At 43.3% G+C, this 13,173-nt stretch carries 20 protein-coding genes; 17 read left to right on the top strand and 3 right to left on the bottom strand.

Annotated features, from left to right (window positions below; all coding sequences use genetic code 11):
* Positions 1 to 9: 9 nt before the first annotated feature.
* The gene (locus M3152_RS12065; RefSeq protein WP_251695451.1) at positions 10 to 729 is read right to left on the bottom strand and encodes an ABC transporter ATP-binding protein; all 720 of its coding nucleotides are present in this window, start codon (positions 727 to 729) and stop codon (positions 10 to 12) included.
* Between the two features lie 306 nt (positions 730 to 1,035).
* Between M3152_RS12065 and M3152_RS12060 the strand changes: the two genes are divergently transcribed.
* The 17 genes from M3152_RS12060 (at position 1,036) to M3152_RS11985 (ending at position 12,241) form a co-directional block, all read left to right on the top strand.
* On the top strand, positions 1,036 to 1,857 hold the full coding sequence (locus M3152_RS12060) for a VanW family protein (RefSeq protein ID WP_251695450.1): 822 nt from the start codon (positions 1,036 to 1,038) through the stop codon (positions 1,855 to 1,857).
* Positions 1,854 to 2,153, top strand: a complete 300-nt coding sequence (locus tag M3152_RS12055) for an AAA family ATPase (RefSeq protein WP_251695449.1) — start codon at positions 1,854 to 1,856, stop codon at positions 2,151 to 2,153. Before M3152_RS12060 ends, M3152_RS12055 begins: the two co-directional genes overlap by 4 nt.
* Positions 2,154 to 2,392: 239 nt before the next feature.
* Positions 2,393 to 2,923: a GrpB family protein gene (locus M3152_RS12050; RefSeq protein ID WP_251695448.1), complete on the top strand. Its 531-nt coding sequence runs from the start codon at positions 2,393 to 2,395 to the stop codon at positions 2,921 to 2,923.
* A gap of 70 nt (positions 2,924 to 2,993) precedes the next feature.
* Positions 2,994 to 3,758 carry a DUF817 domain-containing protein gene (locus tag M3152_RS12045; protein ID WP_251695889.1) on the top strand — a complete coding sequence of 255 codons (765 nt, stop codon included), beginning with the start codon at positions 2,994 to 2,996 and terminating at the stop codon, positions 3,756 to 3,758.
* 49 nt (positions 3,759 to 3,807) lie between these two features.
* Positions 3,808 to 4,425 carry an NUDIX hydrolase gene (locus tag M3152_RS12040; protein ID WP_251695447.1) on the top strand — a complete coding sequence of 206 codons (618 nt, stop codon included), beginning with the start codon at positions 3,808 to 3,810 and terminating at the stop codon, positions 4,423 to 4,425.
* Positions 4,426 to 4,542: 117 nt separating this feature from the next.
* Positions 4,543 to 5,637, top strand: a complete 1,095-nt coding sequence (locus tag M3152_RS12035) for a helix-turn-helix domain-containing protein (RefSeq protein ID WP_251695446.1) — start codon at positions 4,543 to 4,545, stop codon at positions 5,635 to 5,637.
* Positions 5,638 to 5,738: 101 nt separating this feature from the next.
* A complete protein-coding gene (locus tag M3152_RS18115) occupies positions 5,739 to 5,930 on the top strand; it encodes a putative holin-like toxin (RefSeq protein ID WP_353056619.1) in 192 nt (63 codons plus the stop codon).
* Between the two features lie 218 nt (positions 5,931 to 6,148).
* Positions 6,149 to 6,685, top strand: a complete 537-nt coding sequence (locus M3152_RS12030) for a GNAT family N-acetyltransferase (RefSeq protein WP_251695445.1) — start codon at positions 6,149 to 6,151, stop codon at positions 6,683 to 6,685.
* Positions 6,672 to 7,091, top strand: coding sequence for an NUDIX hydrolase (locus M3152_RS12025; protein ID WP_251695444.1), 420 nt, complete (start codon positions 6,672 to 6,674; stop codon positions 7,089 to 7,091). Before M3152_RS12030 ends, M3152_RS12025 begins: the two co-directional genes overlap by 14 nt.
* 21 nt (positions 7,092 to 7,112) lie before the next feature.
* Positions 7,113 to 7,829, top strand: coding sequence for a nucleotidyltransferase domain-containing protein (locus tag M3152_RS12020; protein ID WP_251695443.1), 717 nt, complete (start codon positions 7,113 to 7,115; stop codon positions 7,827 to 7,829).
* Between the two features lie 9 nt (positions 7,830 to 7,838).
* A complete protein-coding gene (locus M3152_RS12015; protein WP_251695442.1) occupies positions 7,839 to 8,342 on the top strand; it encodes an NUDIX hydrolase in 504 nt (167 codons plus the stop codon).
* 58 nt (positions 8,343 to 8,400) lie between these two features.
* Positions 8,401 to 8,856 (top strand): GNAT family N-acetyltransferase, encoded by a 456-nt coding sequence (locus tag M3152_RS12010; protein WP_251695441.1) that lies wholly within the window; start codon positions 8,401 to 8,403, stop codon positions 8,854 to 8,856.
* Positions 8,857 to 8,874: 18 nt separating this feature from the next.
* Positions 8,875 to 9,840: a S66 family peptidase gene (locus M3152_RS12005; RefSeq protein ID WP_251695440.1), complete on the top strand. Its 966-nt coding sequence runs from the start codon at positions 8,875 to 8,877 to the stop codon at positions 9,838 to 9,840.
* 26 nt (positions 9,841 to 9,866) lie between these two features.
* The gene (locus tag M3152_RS12000; protein WP_251695439.1) at positions 9,867 to 10,151 is read left to right on the top strand and encodes a hypothetical protein; all 285 of its coding nucleotides are present in this window, start codon (positions 9,867 to 9,869) and stop codon (positions 10,149 to 10,151) included.
* A 183-nt stretch (positions 10,152 to 10,334) separates the two neighbouring features.
* Positions 10,335 to 11,192: a manganese catalase family protein gene (locus M3152_RS11995; RefSeq protein ID WP_251695438.1), complete on the top strand. Its 858-nt coding sequence runs from the start codon at positions 10,335 to 10,337 to the stop codon at positions 11,190 to 11,192.
* A 137-nt stretch (positions 11,193 to 11,329) separates the two neighbouring features.
* Positions 11,330 to 11,719, top strand: coding sequence for a hypothetical protein (locus M3152_RS11990; protein WP_251695437.1), 390 nt, complete (start codon positions 11,330 to 11,332; stop codon positions 11,717 to 11,719).
* Between the two features lie 141 nt (positions 11,720 to 11,860).
* Positions 11,861 to 12,241, top strand: a complete 381-nt coding sequence (locus M3152_RS11985; RefSeq protein ID WP_251695436.1) for a CopG family transcriptional regulator — start codon at positions 11,861 to 11,863, stop codon at positions 12,239 to 12,241.
* Between the two features lie 44 nt (positions 12,242 to 12,285).
* Here M3152_RS11985 and M3152_RS11980 read toward each other — a convergent pair whose 3' ends face one another.
* Both M3152_RS11980 and M3152_RS11975 read right to left on the bottom strand, forming a co-directional pair.
* Entirely contained in the window at positions 12,286 to 12,675 is a 390-nt protein-coding gene (locus M3152_RS11980) for a VOC family protein (protein WP_353056618.1), read from the bottom strand.
* Between the two features lie 22 nt (positions 12,676 to 12,697).
* Positions 12,698 to 13,168 (bottom strand): DinB family protein, encoded by a 471-nt coding sequence (locus tag M3152_RS11975; RefSeq protein WP_251695435.1) that lies wholly within the window; start codon positions 13,166 to 13,168, stop codon positions 12,698 to 12,700.
* Positions 13,169 to 13,173 lie beyond the last annotated feature (5 nt).

The raw sequence follows: 13,173 nt of genomic DNA, 5'->3' as shown, positions 1-13,173 counted from the left end.
AATTCCTCCCTATATAGATACTTTTGATAAGTAAAACTCGTTGATTGATTTGTAGCCGCTGGAAAGGATCCCTTCCGTCGAATCAAACACTTCATTAACGCCGTCGTTCAAGAGCATCACTTTGTCGCAGTACATTTCGACTTCGTCCATATTATGTGTCGTCAAAATGACCGTCCCGTCTGTGCGTTTGTTGTACTCGCTAATATACGTCCAAAGCATATTGCGCATATGTGGATCGAGGCCAGTCGTCGGTTCATCCAAAATAAGGAGTTTCGGCTCGGATAAAAAGGCAATTGCCAAACTGACGATTTGCTTCCAGCCTCCTGATAATTTATCGAAGTATTTCTTCCGGTGCGGCTGCAGTTTGAAGTCGGCAATGATCTGTTCGATATCGACCGGTGAGTTGTAATATGCTTTGAACAGCTTCAGCAACTCGACCACCTTCAGCGTTTTGTAAAACTGCGTCGGCTGCAGAACTACTGATATGTCCCTTCGTATCTCTTCAATTTGGTTGGACGTTAACGTGTTCAATTCATTACCCAACACGGCTACATTTCCATTGTCATACGGTTTCAGCGTCATCAATATCTCTAGAAATGTAGATTTCCCTGCACCATTTTTGCCGATGACTCCAATGATTTCTCCTGCATTCGCTGTGAAATCAATTCCCCTTAATACGTTGTTCCCCCCATATGCCTTTTGTAAATTGCTGACTCTCACAATTTCCATTTGCAATACCTCCGTCATTGTTCTTTGTACACTAACTATATCCTGCCGATACGAGTCAGTCTGCCGGTTTTCGATAACCGGTCGTTTTTCCACGGTCAGTTGCAAAAAAGTACATGTGAGTTGCATCGAGCGTACACTTCCTTGGAGTTATGCGCGACTTTAGTAGACTTATGCTTATTTTGGGAGCTTTGGATCATTTTAGTTAAGTCGTCTTTACAGTTCAAGGTCCATTCTTTCGTGTAAGCGCCCAATAATGAAGGAGAATAGAGAATCTTTGTTGAATGAAGTTTAGGTGGAGGTGTCACCATGGTTTCATTAAAACCGATCAAACGAAGCAAACTGAGAATCTTTGCAGGAAAGAAAGTATATAGACTGAAACGCTATAGTGAATGGCTGTTAGACGGGAAAAAGTATGCGCGCAAAAGACTCGGTGAAAAACTACCATATAGTATCAAAAAGCATCGGACTCCTTTGCTGAGGCAATTGAAGGACGTCGATATGCAGTTGCAAAGGAATAAAATAATAAATCTTGAGATTGCCGCAAAACGATTGCATAAAGTCGTCATTGAACCAGGAGAAACCTTTTCATACTGGCGCCTGATCGGCAATACGACGAAGCGGAAAGGGTATGTCGACGGCATGATCCTCCATTATGGAAAAGTGACTGTCGGGACAGGCGGAGGGCTTTGCCAACTATCAAACCTCATCTATTGGATCACATTGCATACGCCGCTGACTGTGACAGAGCGCTATCGCCACAGTTACGATGTCTTTCCCGATTCGAACAGGAGTCAGCCGTTCGGCAGCGGGGCGACTTGTGCCTACAATTATTTGGATTTGCAAATAAAGAACGAAACCCAAACGCCATATCAGCTCATGATTTATTTAACTGATACACATCTGAACGGGGAATGGCGTTCAATTGCGCCAGCAACCCGGACATATGAGATTTACGAGAAAGAGCATCATTTCACGAGGGAATTATGGGGAGGGTACGTCCGTCATAATTCGATTTTTCGGAAAGTATATGACGCAGACGGGAACCAGATCGACGATGAATTCGTCACAGAGAATCATGCGATAACAATGTATGAGCCTTTTCTGACATATGAGGGGGACGGGAAATGATTATCATGATTAACGGGGCGTTCGGTGTTGGCAAAACATCTGTTGCGAATGAACTAGTAAGCAGGCTGGATGGGGCGATGCTGTATGATCCAGAAGAGGTCGGATTCATGCTGAAGCAAATCATTCCGGATGAGATGAAATTGCAAAATGAGAAAACAGGGGATTTTCAAGACTTGAATATGTGGAAACCATTGACGGAAGAAATGGCAAGGCAATTACGCGAGACATACGGCAAGGATTTGATCGTGCCGATGACGATTTACAATGAGGACTATTTCAACACAATTCATAGCTGATTCCTGCAAGTCGATCCTGAAACCTACCACTTCTGTTTGACCGCGAAAAAGGAAACAATTCATAAGCGGCTGATTGAACGCGGAGAAGAGGTAGGCAATTGGTGCTTCGAGCAGACGGATAAATGCCTTGAGGGGTTTGCCGACTCCTGCTTTGAACAATTCATACCAACAGACGATGTTGGTATTGAAGAGATTGCGGATTTCATTTGCAAAGAGATTAGACAAGGAGCAAAGACAACATGTTAGGTCTGAATAAAGACGTAGTCGCATTAACACCGTACTGCCGAGAATGGAAAGCGCTTTTCGAACAGGAGAAGACGTTAGTAGAATCGTTAATCGGGGAGTATGTAGTTGATATTCAGCATATCGGGAGCACCGCGATTGAAGGGATTGCTGCAAAGCCTATGATTGACATTCTCATTGGTGTCCGATCGGTGGATGACGTGAAGAAATTCGATAAATACCGACTGAAGGATGCAGATATTTATCATTTGGGGCGTGTGGAAATTGAAGGTAAAGCAGTGTTTGCCAAGTTCTCAAATTTGGAGGAATTGACGAAGACGCATGTCTATCATGTCGTAGAATATGGCGGCAACTGGTGGAAGCAACATACGTTTTTCAGGGACTATTTGAATGAACATCCCGATGTAGCGCAAAAATATGAAGCGTTGAAGAAGGAACTAGCGTTGATATATCCGGATAACGAACGGAAATATACAGACGCAAAGAAGGCGTGTGTTGATGAGGTGTTGAGGTTAGCAGGATTGTGAATACGGGCGGGAGGAAACTACTATGAGACACCAGGATACGCTTCCGGAAAAACAGCCGGAGCTGAACATCATAAGAGCATTTAAACAACTTGTCCATTTCGGGTGGCAGCAGGCTCTCTCCTGTTTGTTCCCGGTTGTTATTTTTGCTTCCTTGGCACTTACAAAAATTATACCTCTTCCCTTACTGTCACGGTATGACTGGCTTCTGGTCATTTGCGTTCTCATGCAGTGGTGGATGCTACGTTCGGGACTGGAAACGAAAGATGAACTAAAAGTAATTACCCTGTTCCACTTGATTGGACTTACTCTTGAAATCTTCAAGGTGAATATGGGTTCGTGGTCTTATCCAGAGGAAGGGTATTTCAAAATTTTGGGAGTTCCTTTGTATAGCGGATTCATGTACGCAAGCGTAGCAAGTTATCTATGCCAAGCGTGGAGAAGGCTGGATGTCGACCTCATTAAATGGCCGCCTTTTTGGATAGTTGTCCCCCTTGCTTCGGCAATCTATTTGAACTTTTTCACCCACCATTATTGGATCGACATTCGTTGGTGGTTATCTGCACTTGTCATCATCGTCTTTTGGAAATCTTGGGTTAGTTATCATGTGAATGGATCTCAGTACCGGATGCCCATTGCTCTTTCATTTGTCCTCATCGGTTTTTTCATATGGGTAGCTGAAAATATCGCGACGTTCTTCGGTGCATGGCAATATCCAAACCAAGCCGACGCATGGAGTCTCGTTCATCTAGGAAAAGTCAGCTCATGGCTATTATTAGTGATTGTCAGCTTTCTAATCGTCGCAACGTTAAAGCAGGTGAAGGGAAAAAACAGGTAAGATGCAGTGCAATGTAAAGGTTGAGAATTTACGTTAAGGTGGGGGTCAGATGAGTACGCAATGGTTGGATTGGGCGAAGCAAATTCAGGCTTTGGCGCAGTCAGGGCTAGCGTTTTCAAGGGATATATATGATATAGAGCGCTATGAGGAGTTGCGCAAAATCAGTGTAGAGATTATGTCGGAGTACACCGATCTTGAGATACATAGAATTGAAAGCTTGTTTACGAACGAAACAGGTTATCAAACACCGAAAGTGGACGTTCGGGGTGTAGTCTTTAAAAATGATCAAATCTTAATGGTAAAAGAAAATATCGATGGTAAGTGGGCATTGCCAGGCGGGTTTTGCGATATTGGATTGTCTCCTTCAGAAAATGTTGTGAAGGAGATTAAAGAGGAATCCGGGTTTGATGTAATTCCGGTAAAATTAATTGCATTACTGGATAAAAACAAGCATCCACATCCTCCGGACCCATATCATTACTATAAGGTTTTTATTATGTGTGAAATTATCGGAGGAGAACCTGCTGTAGGACCCGAAACAAATCAAGTTGAGTTCTTTACGAAAAACAATTTACCGCCACTTTCTATGAATCGAAATACGGAGTCTCAAATTACAACAATGTTTGAATTCTTGAGGGACCCTAAAAAGAAAACGGTATTCGATTGATTTCATTCCACCACGAGTAGAATCTCATATTCAACCAACAGTTGATAGGCGGCCAGAGAGCGATATGCTACGCTGAATGTACAGTGCGCGCTGAAACATATTGGGGAGGTTGTTTGGATGTTGGATACACGGAAGATTGGAAGTTATATTTCAAAGCTTCGAAAAGAGCGGGATTGGACGCAGGTGGAAATGGCGGATCGGTTGAATGTGAGTCATCAGGCCGTATCTAAGTGGGAGCGTGGGGAATCGTTGCCTGACCTTGGGACATTGATGAACATCGGACAGGCTTTTGGTGTGTCGGTGGATGAGTTGATGAATGGAGGTGCCGAGCGAGAAGGTTCGGTATATATCCATAATCTTGGGCGGATCATGAAGGGGATTTCTGAAGACCGTCGGGAAGAGGTCGCGGAAATGATAAATGCGGGGGAAGCGGATATGGATGAATTGATTGAAGTCGCCCCTTTATTAAGAGCAAGCGAATTGGCTGCCGTGACGGAGAGAGTCGATAAAAGCTTGTTCAATGAGGATATGATTGTAAGACTCGCGCCATTTGTGGAAACGGAGCTGTTGGATGGGCTCGTGCTCCAGGCGATGGAGGACAGTGTTGAATTGGAATTGATCGAAAAACTGGCTCCGTTTGTTAGCAGTAACGCGTTGGGCCAATTGTTAGACAAGGCTGTTACAGATGGAGTGGATTTTGACGCTGTAGTCCGACTGGCCCCATTTGTGGAACAAGAGTCATTGGATAAGCTTTCGCTTCAAGCGATTGAGGATGGCATTGAATTGGAGCAGATCGGTAAACTGGCACCGTTTGTTAGCAGAGAAACATTGTGGAATATACTCGATAAAGCTGTTACGAAAAATGTGGATTATCATGCCGTTATCAAACTGGCGCCATTTATCGGAAGAGAACATGTCGATAAATTGATTGGTCGGGCAGTGAGCGAAGGTCTTAAATGGGAGTTTGTCGTCAAATTGGCTCCATTCTGCAGTCGGGCAATGTTGAATCGATTGGCGGAACAAGTGAAGGAGGGCGAATTGGATTCAAGCCGCTTAGTTTCCCTTGCTCCTTTTATTGACAGGGAGGTCCTGAGCAGAATTGTGGATCGGATGGAAATGAGCGAGTTTGCTCCGGCGACTGTGGCGGAATTAGCACCATTTGTAGATAAAGGAACGCTTAGCAGATGGATTCAAGGTTTGTTGATTAAATGAGAGGGAAAGCAGCACTGTGAATTCGGTGCTGTTTTTAAATTGTATACATAATTTGTCATGTTCTCCGAGTTGCGAATTGTCTGGTAAGTGGGAACGGGTGTATGGTATACTGTGAGAATAATAGCATAGTTTTCAAGGGCGGTCAGCATTCCGTAGTTGTAACAACTTTCCAGTCTATCCTAGACGGAAGGGGGTGCTGTAACGTGACTACATTCCAAGCAATAATCGTCATGATTAGTTTTTCTACGCTAATCGTAGCAGTGATTGCATTAGTATTGTCACAAAAGAAATAATCCACCCTTGAGTTTTAGCCGGCTCGGATGGATTACTCCCTGACGTGACGCTGATCCCCATATGGAAACCATGTCTATTGAAGTTCCGCAATGATGCTCTAACATCGTTGCGGTCCTTTTTACTATATCCTCTATCTATTGGAATTATAACAAATAGGAATCACAAAGTCTATTAATTGAAATAATTTAAGTCTGCATAATTGATTAGGGGGAAGTGGATGTTGATAAATAATCGGTTAGCCATCCGGGATTTAATAGAAGAAGATAAATTCCTTTTGGCCAAATGGTTGTCCGATCCGGAGGTTCTCCAGTTTTACGAAGGACGGGATCGTCCGTTGGATTTGGCGCAAGTCGAAGAGGGTTTTTTCGGGAATGCAGACGGTGAAACAAGGTGCCTCATTTTCTATGATGAGGAGCCGATTGGGTATGTACAGTATTATCCGGTTGGGGATGAGGAAAGACGAATTTATGGCTATTCGGATCCGACAGAAATCCTTTATGGAATGGACCAGTTCATCGGTGAACCAGCCTATTGGGATAAAGGAATCGGGACGCAACTTGTCGAAATGATAGTTGCGTATTTATTGATTGATAAGAATGCTGATCGCATCGTTATGGACCCGCAAACGTGGAATGAGCGGGCAATCCGGTGTTATGAGAAATGCGGATTCAAGAAGGTCAAGCTCTTGCCACAGCATGAATGGCATGAAGGGGAATACCGGGATTGCTGGCTGATTGAATATGGCAAGAAGTGAAGTTGTGCAGCCAAGAAATCGAGGATCTTCCGTTATTATTGAGAAGGATAAGGTCGCGGTTATTAAGAGGAATCTTGGCGGTGAGGAATATTATGTCTTTCCGGGCGGTGGAATTGAAGTTGACGAAAGTCCTGAGCAAGCAACAATTCGGGAAGCGTTTGAGGAGCTAGGTGTTCATATTGAGATAAAAGAACATCTGGGAATCGTTGAATTCAATGGAAAGCAATACTATTTCTTAGCAGAGATTGTCGGCGGGGAATTTGGGACAGGACAAGGCGAAGAGTACGATGAGAGCTGTAACCGTGGATTATATGAGCCGAAGTGGATACCGATTGCCGAGCTAATAGCGTTGGATGTTCGACCAATAGAGATTGTGAAAATAATAGTTGACCGAATGGAAATTTGAAAATAGTTGGAGGAACTAGGAATGAAACGAATGAAACGAATGAGAGCACCATTCGCAGCCAAACGATTTGTCGATGAATACTTCCCTCGTTGCCAGGCTGCAGTCCTCGCGGGAAGCGTTGTCAGGGGAGAAGAAACTCCTACATCGGATCTGGATATAGTGATTTTTGACAACCAAATTGAAGTGGCCTACCGTGAAACACTTATTGAATATGGCTGGCCAATTGAAGTATTCGTACATTCTTTAACTTCCTATCAAACCTATTTTCGAAGTGATGCGGAACGAGCGCGTCCTAGCTTGCCGCGAATGGTAGCGGAGGGAATTGTTTTGAGGGACACCGGTATATTATCAACGATTAAAAACGAAGCTGCCGAGTTGTTAAATGCAGGACCAGCCCCTTGGTCGGACCAGACATTGTTGACGAAGCGGTACATGCTGACAGATGCGCTTGGTGATTTAATAGGAACACAAAATGAGACAGATGCACTTTTCATCGCAAATACACTCGCCGAAGCGATTCATGAATTTGTACTCCGGACGAACGGGCAGTGGATTGGCGCCTCCAAATGGATCGTGCGGGCACTGAAAGAGTATGATGAAGACTTTGCCGATCGATTTGTGGAAGCATTTCATTCATTTTATAAGACTGGCAATCGTGAAGGAATCATCGAACTAACAGATGAAGTGTTAGCACCATATGGCGGAAGATTATTTGAAGGGTATTCTGTAGGGAAATGAGGGATGGCTATGACAGTTACTCATGTTAATTGGGGTGGACATCAGTTGAGGCTTACGTGGATTCAGGATTTGATGCCGGATCGAGAACTGATAACAAGCGTCCATGCTATTTGTTTTTATGAAGGTAAACTGCTCATGGTTAACTTGAATGACCGCGGTTGGGATTTTCCCGGAGGTCATATCGAAGCGGGTGAAACAGCGGAAGCTTGCGTCTGTCGCGAAGTAATGGAGGAGGCATATGTGGCGGGTGATTGCACACACGTAGGTGCCATTGAAGTGAGCCATGAAGAAAATCCGTTATGGAATTCATCCAGCCCCTATCCGAAAGTGGGGTATCAAGTATTTTATCGAATGGATATTACAGAACTTCTGCCGTTTGACGCGGCGTTCGAATCATCGGAGCGGATGCTGATTCGGCCGGAAGAGGCGGCTCATTACCATAAGGGATGGCAGAAGGGTTTTGATGAAATTTTGAACGCGGCAAGAAGTGTCCAGGGGTTATCTATTGAATAAAAGGAGATATCTATTGGATAGCAGAGAATATCTATTGAAAACAGGAGTTATCGATTGAATGAAGATAATAAAATTGCAGCGTCATGAAATACCACCATATGACTTACTTCTACTCGCCGATCCTTCTTATGAACTCGTAGAAGCGTACATAACAGATGGCGAATGTTATGTATATAAGGAGAACGAAGACATAATTGGAGTCTTTGTGATAGTTCCATTGTCCGAAGTTACAGTGGAGATTACAAACATAGCAGTCCGTGGAGATAGGCAAGGACAAGGGATCGGCAAGAAATTACTACAAGAAGCAATCAAGGTCGCGAAAAGCAGCGGCTATGAATGGATCGAAATCGGAACGGGAAATTCAAGCATAGGTCAGCTTGCGCTCTATCAAAAATGCGGATTTCGTATTTCGGATGTGATCAAAGACTTCTTCATACAGCATTATGACGAGATCATCATGGAGAACGGCATTCAATGCATCGATATGATTCGGCTTAGGTTAGAGATTCAGTAAAGGGAAGAAGGGATTACGATGATAATACCAAACAAATTAAAGAAAGGAGATGAAATTCGGATCATCGCTCCGAGTCGAAGTGCAAGCATTCTATCCGATGAAGGCGTTCAAACTGCAAAGGAACGATTAGAGAACTTAGGCTTTGTCATTTCATTCGGTAAACATGTTTTCGACAAAAACCTTCAAAACTCCACTTCCATTCAGCAAAGGGTCGAGGCTTTACATGATGCATTTGCCGATAAAAATGTAAAAGGCATTTTGACGGTCATTGGCGGTTTTAATTCAAATGAACTCCTTCCTTACATTGATTACGAATTAATTAAAAAGAACCCGAAAGTGTTTTGCGGATACAGCGATATTACGGCAATCGGGACAGCAATATCGACGCAGACCGGAATGGTCACGTATTCAGGGCCACATTTCTCGAGCTTTCAAATGCGAAAGGCGCAGGAATACCAAACACATTTCTTTAAGCAATGTCTCATGCAGAATGAACCGTTCGAGTTGAAGCCGTCTGAACACTGGAGCGACGATGCATGGTATTTGGATCAGGAAAACCGTGTCTTTGAGAACACGGTTTGGAAGACATATAACGAGGGGACAGTAAGCGGCGAGCTATGGGGCGGCAATTTATGCACATTGAATTTGCTGCAAGGAACAAAGTACATGCCAATTATCGAAAATGCGATTCTTTTTATCGAAGACGATGAAATGACAATTCCCGAAACGTTCGCCAGAGATTTGACGTCATTACTGCAAAATGCGCAATCCATAAAGGCCCTCGTCATCGGCAGATTTCAACGAGCGTCAAAGATAACGGAGGAGCAATTGCTGTTCATTCTTGATAAGCATCCCATGTTGAAAACGATTCCAGTTCTATATGACGTGGATTTCGGCCATACGCAGCCAATGTTTACATTTCCGATTGGCGGAGAAGTGCAGATTGCTGCGGAGAAAGGATCATTGAAACTTGTGAGGTTTTAAGGTGTAAGGGAGGAGTATTCGTTTTAATGAATGTAAATGTATGGTCATTTATAGGTGCACTGCTTTGCATTCCACTATTTTTATTTACGATTTTTACTCCTTCTATCTTTAAACTGTTTCAAATGACAGGCACCCATCCGTTGAATATCGTTTTTGGCGTAACATTAGTTGTCTTTTTCCTCGGACTTGTAGGATTGAAGGACATGAGAGAATGGAAATCCATATCTAGAAGTATAGTATCACTACTCCTTACTGCTTTATTGATGGTCATAATTGGCTCTATTATAATTGTTGGCAGTTTGCTTAAATGAACATCGTTCATCTGCAAAGCCCTATTTGTTTCAACCTAGAAAAAGCGTCTCCGTAAAAGGAGGCGCTACTTTTATTTGTTCGATTTTAGTGATTGCCTTACAGCATATTCCCTTATTAACGCATAATTTTCATTATGAAGGACAGTCTAATCCTTAGAAAATAGTTGAAAGGATTGGATCAGTTTGTACTACTACAAGGAAGAGCTAATTAATATTATCACTCCTGATAAACCAGACCCGGAAGCAGCAAGAGTATTACAAGAAATATTAGGCGGTCATTACGGTGAGATGAGAACGATGATGCAATACTTTTTCCAAAGCTCCAATTTTCGGGGGAAAGATACACAATATCGAGATTTGCTCCGTGGCGTTTTCTTGGAAGAGATTGCGCACGTCGAACTAGTTCAAAATACAATAAATCAGCTATTAAATGACTCAGGCCATTCTGCAGCGCCAGGAAACGCCGGTGTCGATCAAGCCCCATTGAATGATGCCACTAGACATGCAAATCCACATCATTATATTATTGGCGCTCAATCTTCTCTACCAGTCGACGCTGGAGGCAATCCTTGGAATGGTTCTTGGGTGTATGCTCATGGAAACCTCATCGCTGATTTACTCGACAATTTGGTACTCGAATCAACAGGTGTACTCCAAAAAACACGTATTTACGAAATGAGTTCAAATAAAACATTCCGCGAAACGCTAGCTTTTCTTATCGTTCGCGATAACGCACATCAAAATGCTTTTGCTAAAGCTTTGGAGACGTTGGGCGTTGATTGGGGCAAGATACTCCCAATTCCTAATTATGATATAAACAAGTATCCTGAATGTAGAAAGTATGTAGAGATGGGTTTCCATCATATACAGTTCAACTTTAGGCTAGACCCTACCCGCATAGGCGAAATTCTTCAAGGACAAACCCCAAGTAGAAATCCCGAAACGTTTGCTGTGGTTGACCCTCCTAAAGGGTTTCCAGTACCGTTGATGCCTGAAATGCCGAACGAACATAGTCTTGGAACTCAAGATTTGAACCGTTGATTTCTCAGCCCCTGGTCATAAAGCTAGGGGTTTTTTGTATTTTTTACACCCAAGTATTGTCACAAATTCGTCGGGAGACAAACAGTGATTTTCCCTTTACGCTATAAGTAACAGTTCCAGTGAGGGAGGGGGTTAATATGCTGAGGTGGATGTTGATTCCGATGTTGCTAGTTGCCGCTGTGATGATGACGGGTTGTGTATATGAGTATACGGAGGAAGATGGCTATCGGATGGCGGTCATCAATGAAGGATTTCCGGTTCCGAAAAATGCCTATGAACTGAAGCCTGAAGATTGCACATCGCAAATTGCGAAATCGGCGAAGTACAAGTTGGAGGGCATCGGGGATGAAGAAGGAACCCCGCCCGCTGACTACTTGCAGGAAATCCGGGAATGGGGATGGAACGAGCTTGAGGACCAACGTGTCGGCCATGTTCATTACTTTGAGAAAAAGGGGAAAATCATGTCGCTCATCATTCAGGAAAATGTGTTTGATGTGTTTGAGATGAGTGATGATGTGGAGTTGTAATAGAAAACAGGAAATGAGGGCGACTCAGCTCTTCAATTCCTGTTTTTGTTTCTTTTAACTCTCAATAATCCGAAAACATCTGTACACCATCCATGCGGATGGCATATACTATAGTTAACATACAAAAGGGGGATGGTAGGGGTGGCTGAATCTGAAAAGATTACAATCAATATGAACGTTGTCGACTTGGGGAAAGTCGATTTGCTTGTTGATCAAGGGTTTTATTCCAACAGAACAGATTTCATAAGGACTTCGATTCGTAGTCAATTGGATACGCATGCTGATGAAGTCAAGGACATCGTAATTAGGAAATCATATGTCGTAGGGGTAGTGAATTACGGGCGTAAAGAGCTGGAAAAGCTTCGTGACTCTGGGACAATGATTGATGTGAAAGTTGCGGGATTACTCGTGATCTCAGATAACGTCGATGCAGAACTTGTTAAACAGACGATGGCTTCAGTCCAAGTAAAAGGTGTATTGAAAGCGAATGCTGAAGTGAAAACAGCTATTCAAGAGCTATGAAAAGACACCTCCCGGGGAAAAATAGAAACTGGGAGGCGTCTTCATTATAAGTTCCTTAACGCAATCCGAAACTTTGCCTTTTTCTCGTCCTCGTTTTTATATTCGAAGAAACCTAGCTGATTCCCCCAAGGGTCTGTGAAAGTTCCCCATTTGACGGGTACTTCTTCCCTTGAATGAAGTTCGAACCGTTTAACGCCTAATTCTTCCTGAATCCGATTGCGTTCCTTTTCGATATCAAGTACTCCCAACCTAAGAGGGCCACTATTAACAGAAGGAATACCTTTAGCAACTTGCAACCAACAACCGGGGAGGAGCTCCCACTCGGCAAACCCATCATGCGGAATGAAATCAGGTTCTCTTTTGAGCAAGGTCGTATACCAATCTTGCCCTTTTGCGAACTCTGTTACCCGAACTTGTATCGTCAATTCATACAACAATTGAATCACCTTTTCACTGTTATTCAAATAACTTAACGTTAAGATCTTTCCTAACACAATGGATAAGCATGGCATGCAACTGCCCGCGGTGGTGATAGAGGTGTGCTGAAATCTCTAACAACCACTCAAACCGCGTATAGGAAACGCCCCAATACGAAGTTGTCTTTTGCATCAGTTCTTCCTCGGTATAACCAAGATAACGTTTTTCCAAAAGTGTAAAGTTAGACAGCAACGCTTCTTTCATTTCAGTCACGGACACAAGAGTGTTGACCGCATAAAAATTGCTCATCTGTCCCTCAGAAGCTTCCTCTGAAATGAGTAAATCGGCTTTGCAGACTAGGGCCATATGAGCCAACAGCTGCCCGACAGAAAACTTGTTTTCTGTTGGCTGCACTTCTAAATCGGATTGATCTACTGTATCTATAATGTCAATCGTCGACATAACCACAATATGGATTTGATGCAACACACTTTTTACATACTCACTCATTTCAC

Source organism: Sporosarcina luteola (genome assembly GCF_023715245.1).
Taxonomy (GTDB): domain Bacteria; phylum Bacillota; class Bacilli; order Bacillales_A; family Planococcaceae; genus Sporosarcina; species Sporosarcina luteola_C.
The sequence above is the reverse complement of the archived record's forward strand: the minus strand, read 5'-3'. Positions and strand labels throughout refer to the sequence as shown.

What these genes read in the sequence shown, in the direction of transcription:
- M3152_RS12065 (WP_251695451.1), bottom strand. Translation starts at nt 729, where the DNA reads ATGGAAATTGTGAGAGTCAGCAATTTACAAAAGGCATATGGGGGGAAC.
- M3152_RS12060 (WP_251695450.1), top strand. Translation starts at nt 1,036, where the DNA reads ATGGTTTCATTAAAACCGATCAAACGAAGCAAACTGAGAATCTTTGCA.
- M3152_RS12055 (WP_251695449.1), top strand. Translation starts at nt 1,854, where the DNA reads ATGATTATCATGATTAACGGGGCGTTCGGTGTTGGCAAAACATCTGTT.
- M3152_RS12050 (WP_251695448.1), top strand. Translation starts at nt 2,393, where the DNA reads ATGTTAGGTCTGAATAAAGACGTAGTCGCATTAACACCGTACTGCCGA.
- M3152_RS12040 (WP_251695447.1), top strand. Translation starts at nt 3,808, where the DNA reads ATGAGTACGCAATGGTTGGATTGGGCGAAGCAAATTCAGGCTTTGGCG.
- M3152_RS12035 (WP_251695446.1), top strand. Translation starts at nt 4,543, where the DNA reads ATGTTGGATACACGGAAGATTGGAAGTTATATTTCAAAGCTTCGAAAA.
- M3152_RS18115 (WP_353056619.1), top strand. Translation starts at nt 5,739, where the DNA reads ATGGTATACTGTGAGAATAATAGCATAGTTTTCAAGGGCGGTCAGCAT.
- M3152_RS12030 (WP_251695445.1), top strand. Translation starts at nt 6,149, where the DNA reads ATGTTGATAAATAATCGGTTAGCCATCCGGGATTTAATAGAAGAAGAT.
- M3152_RS12025 (WP_251695444.1), top strand. Translation starts at nt 6,672, where the DNA reads ATGGCAAGAAGTGAAGTTGTGCAGCCAAGAAATCGAGGATCTTCCGTT.
- M3152_RS12020 (WP_251695443.1), top strand. Translation starts at nt 7,113, where the DNA reads ATGAAACGAATGAAACGAATGAGAGCACCATTCGCAGCCAAACGATTT.
- M3152_RS12015 (WP_251695442.1), top strand. Translation starts at nt 7,839, where the DNA reads ATGACAGTTACTCATGTTAATTGGGGTGGACATCAGTTGAGGCTTACG.
- M3152_RS12010 (WP_251695441.1), top strand. Translation starts at nt 8,401, where the DNA reads ATGAAGATAATAAAATTGCAGCGTCATGAAATACCACCATATGACTTA.
- M3152_RS12005 (WP_251695440.1), top strand. Translation starts at nt 8,875, where the DNA reads ATGATAATACCAAACAAATTAAAGAAAGGAGATGAAATTCGGATCATC.
- M3152_RS12000 (WP_251695439.1), top strand. Translation starts at nt 9,867, where the DNA reads ATGAATGTAAATGTATGGTCATTTATAGGTGCACTGCTTTGCATTCCA.
- M3152_RS11990 (WP_251695437.1), top strand. Translation starts at nt 11,330, where the DNA reads ATGCTGAGGTGGATGTTGATTCCGATGTTGCTAGTTGCCGCTGTGATG.
- M3152_RS11975 (WP_251695435.1), bottom strand. Translation starts at nt 13,168, where the DNA reads ATGAGTGAGTATGTAAAAAGTGTGTTGCATCAAATCCATATTGTGGTT.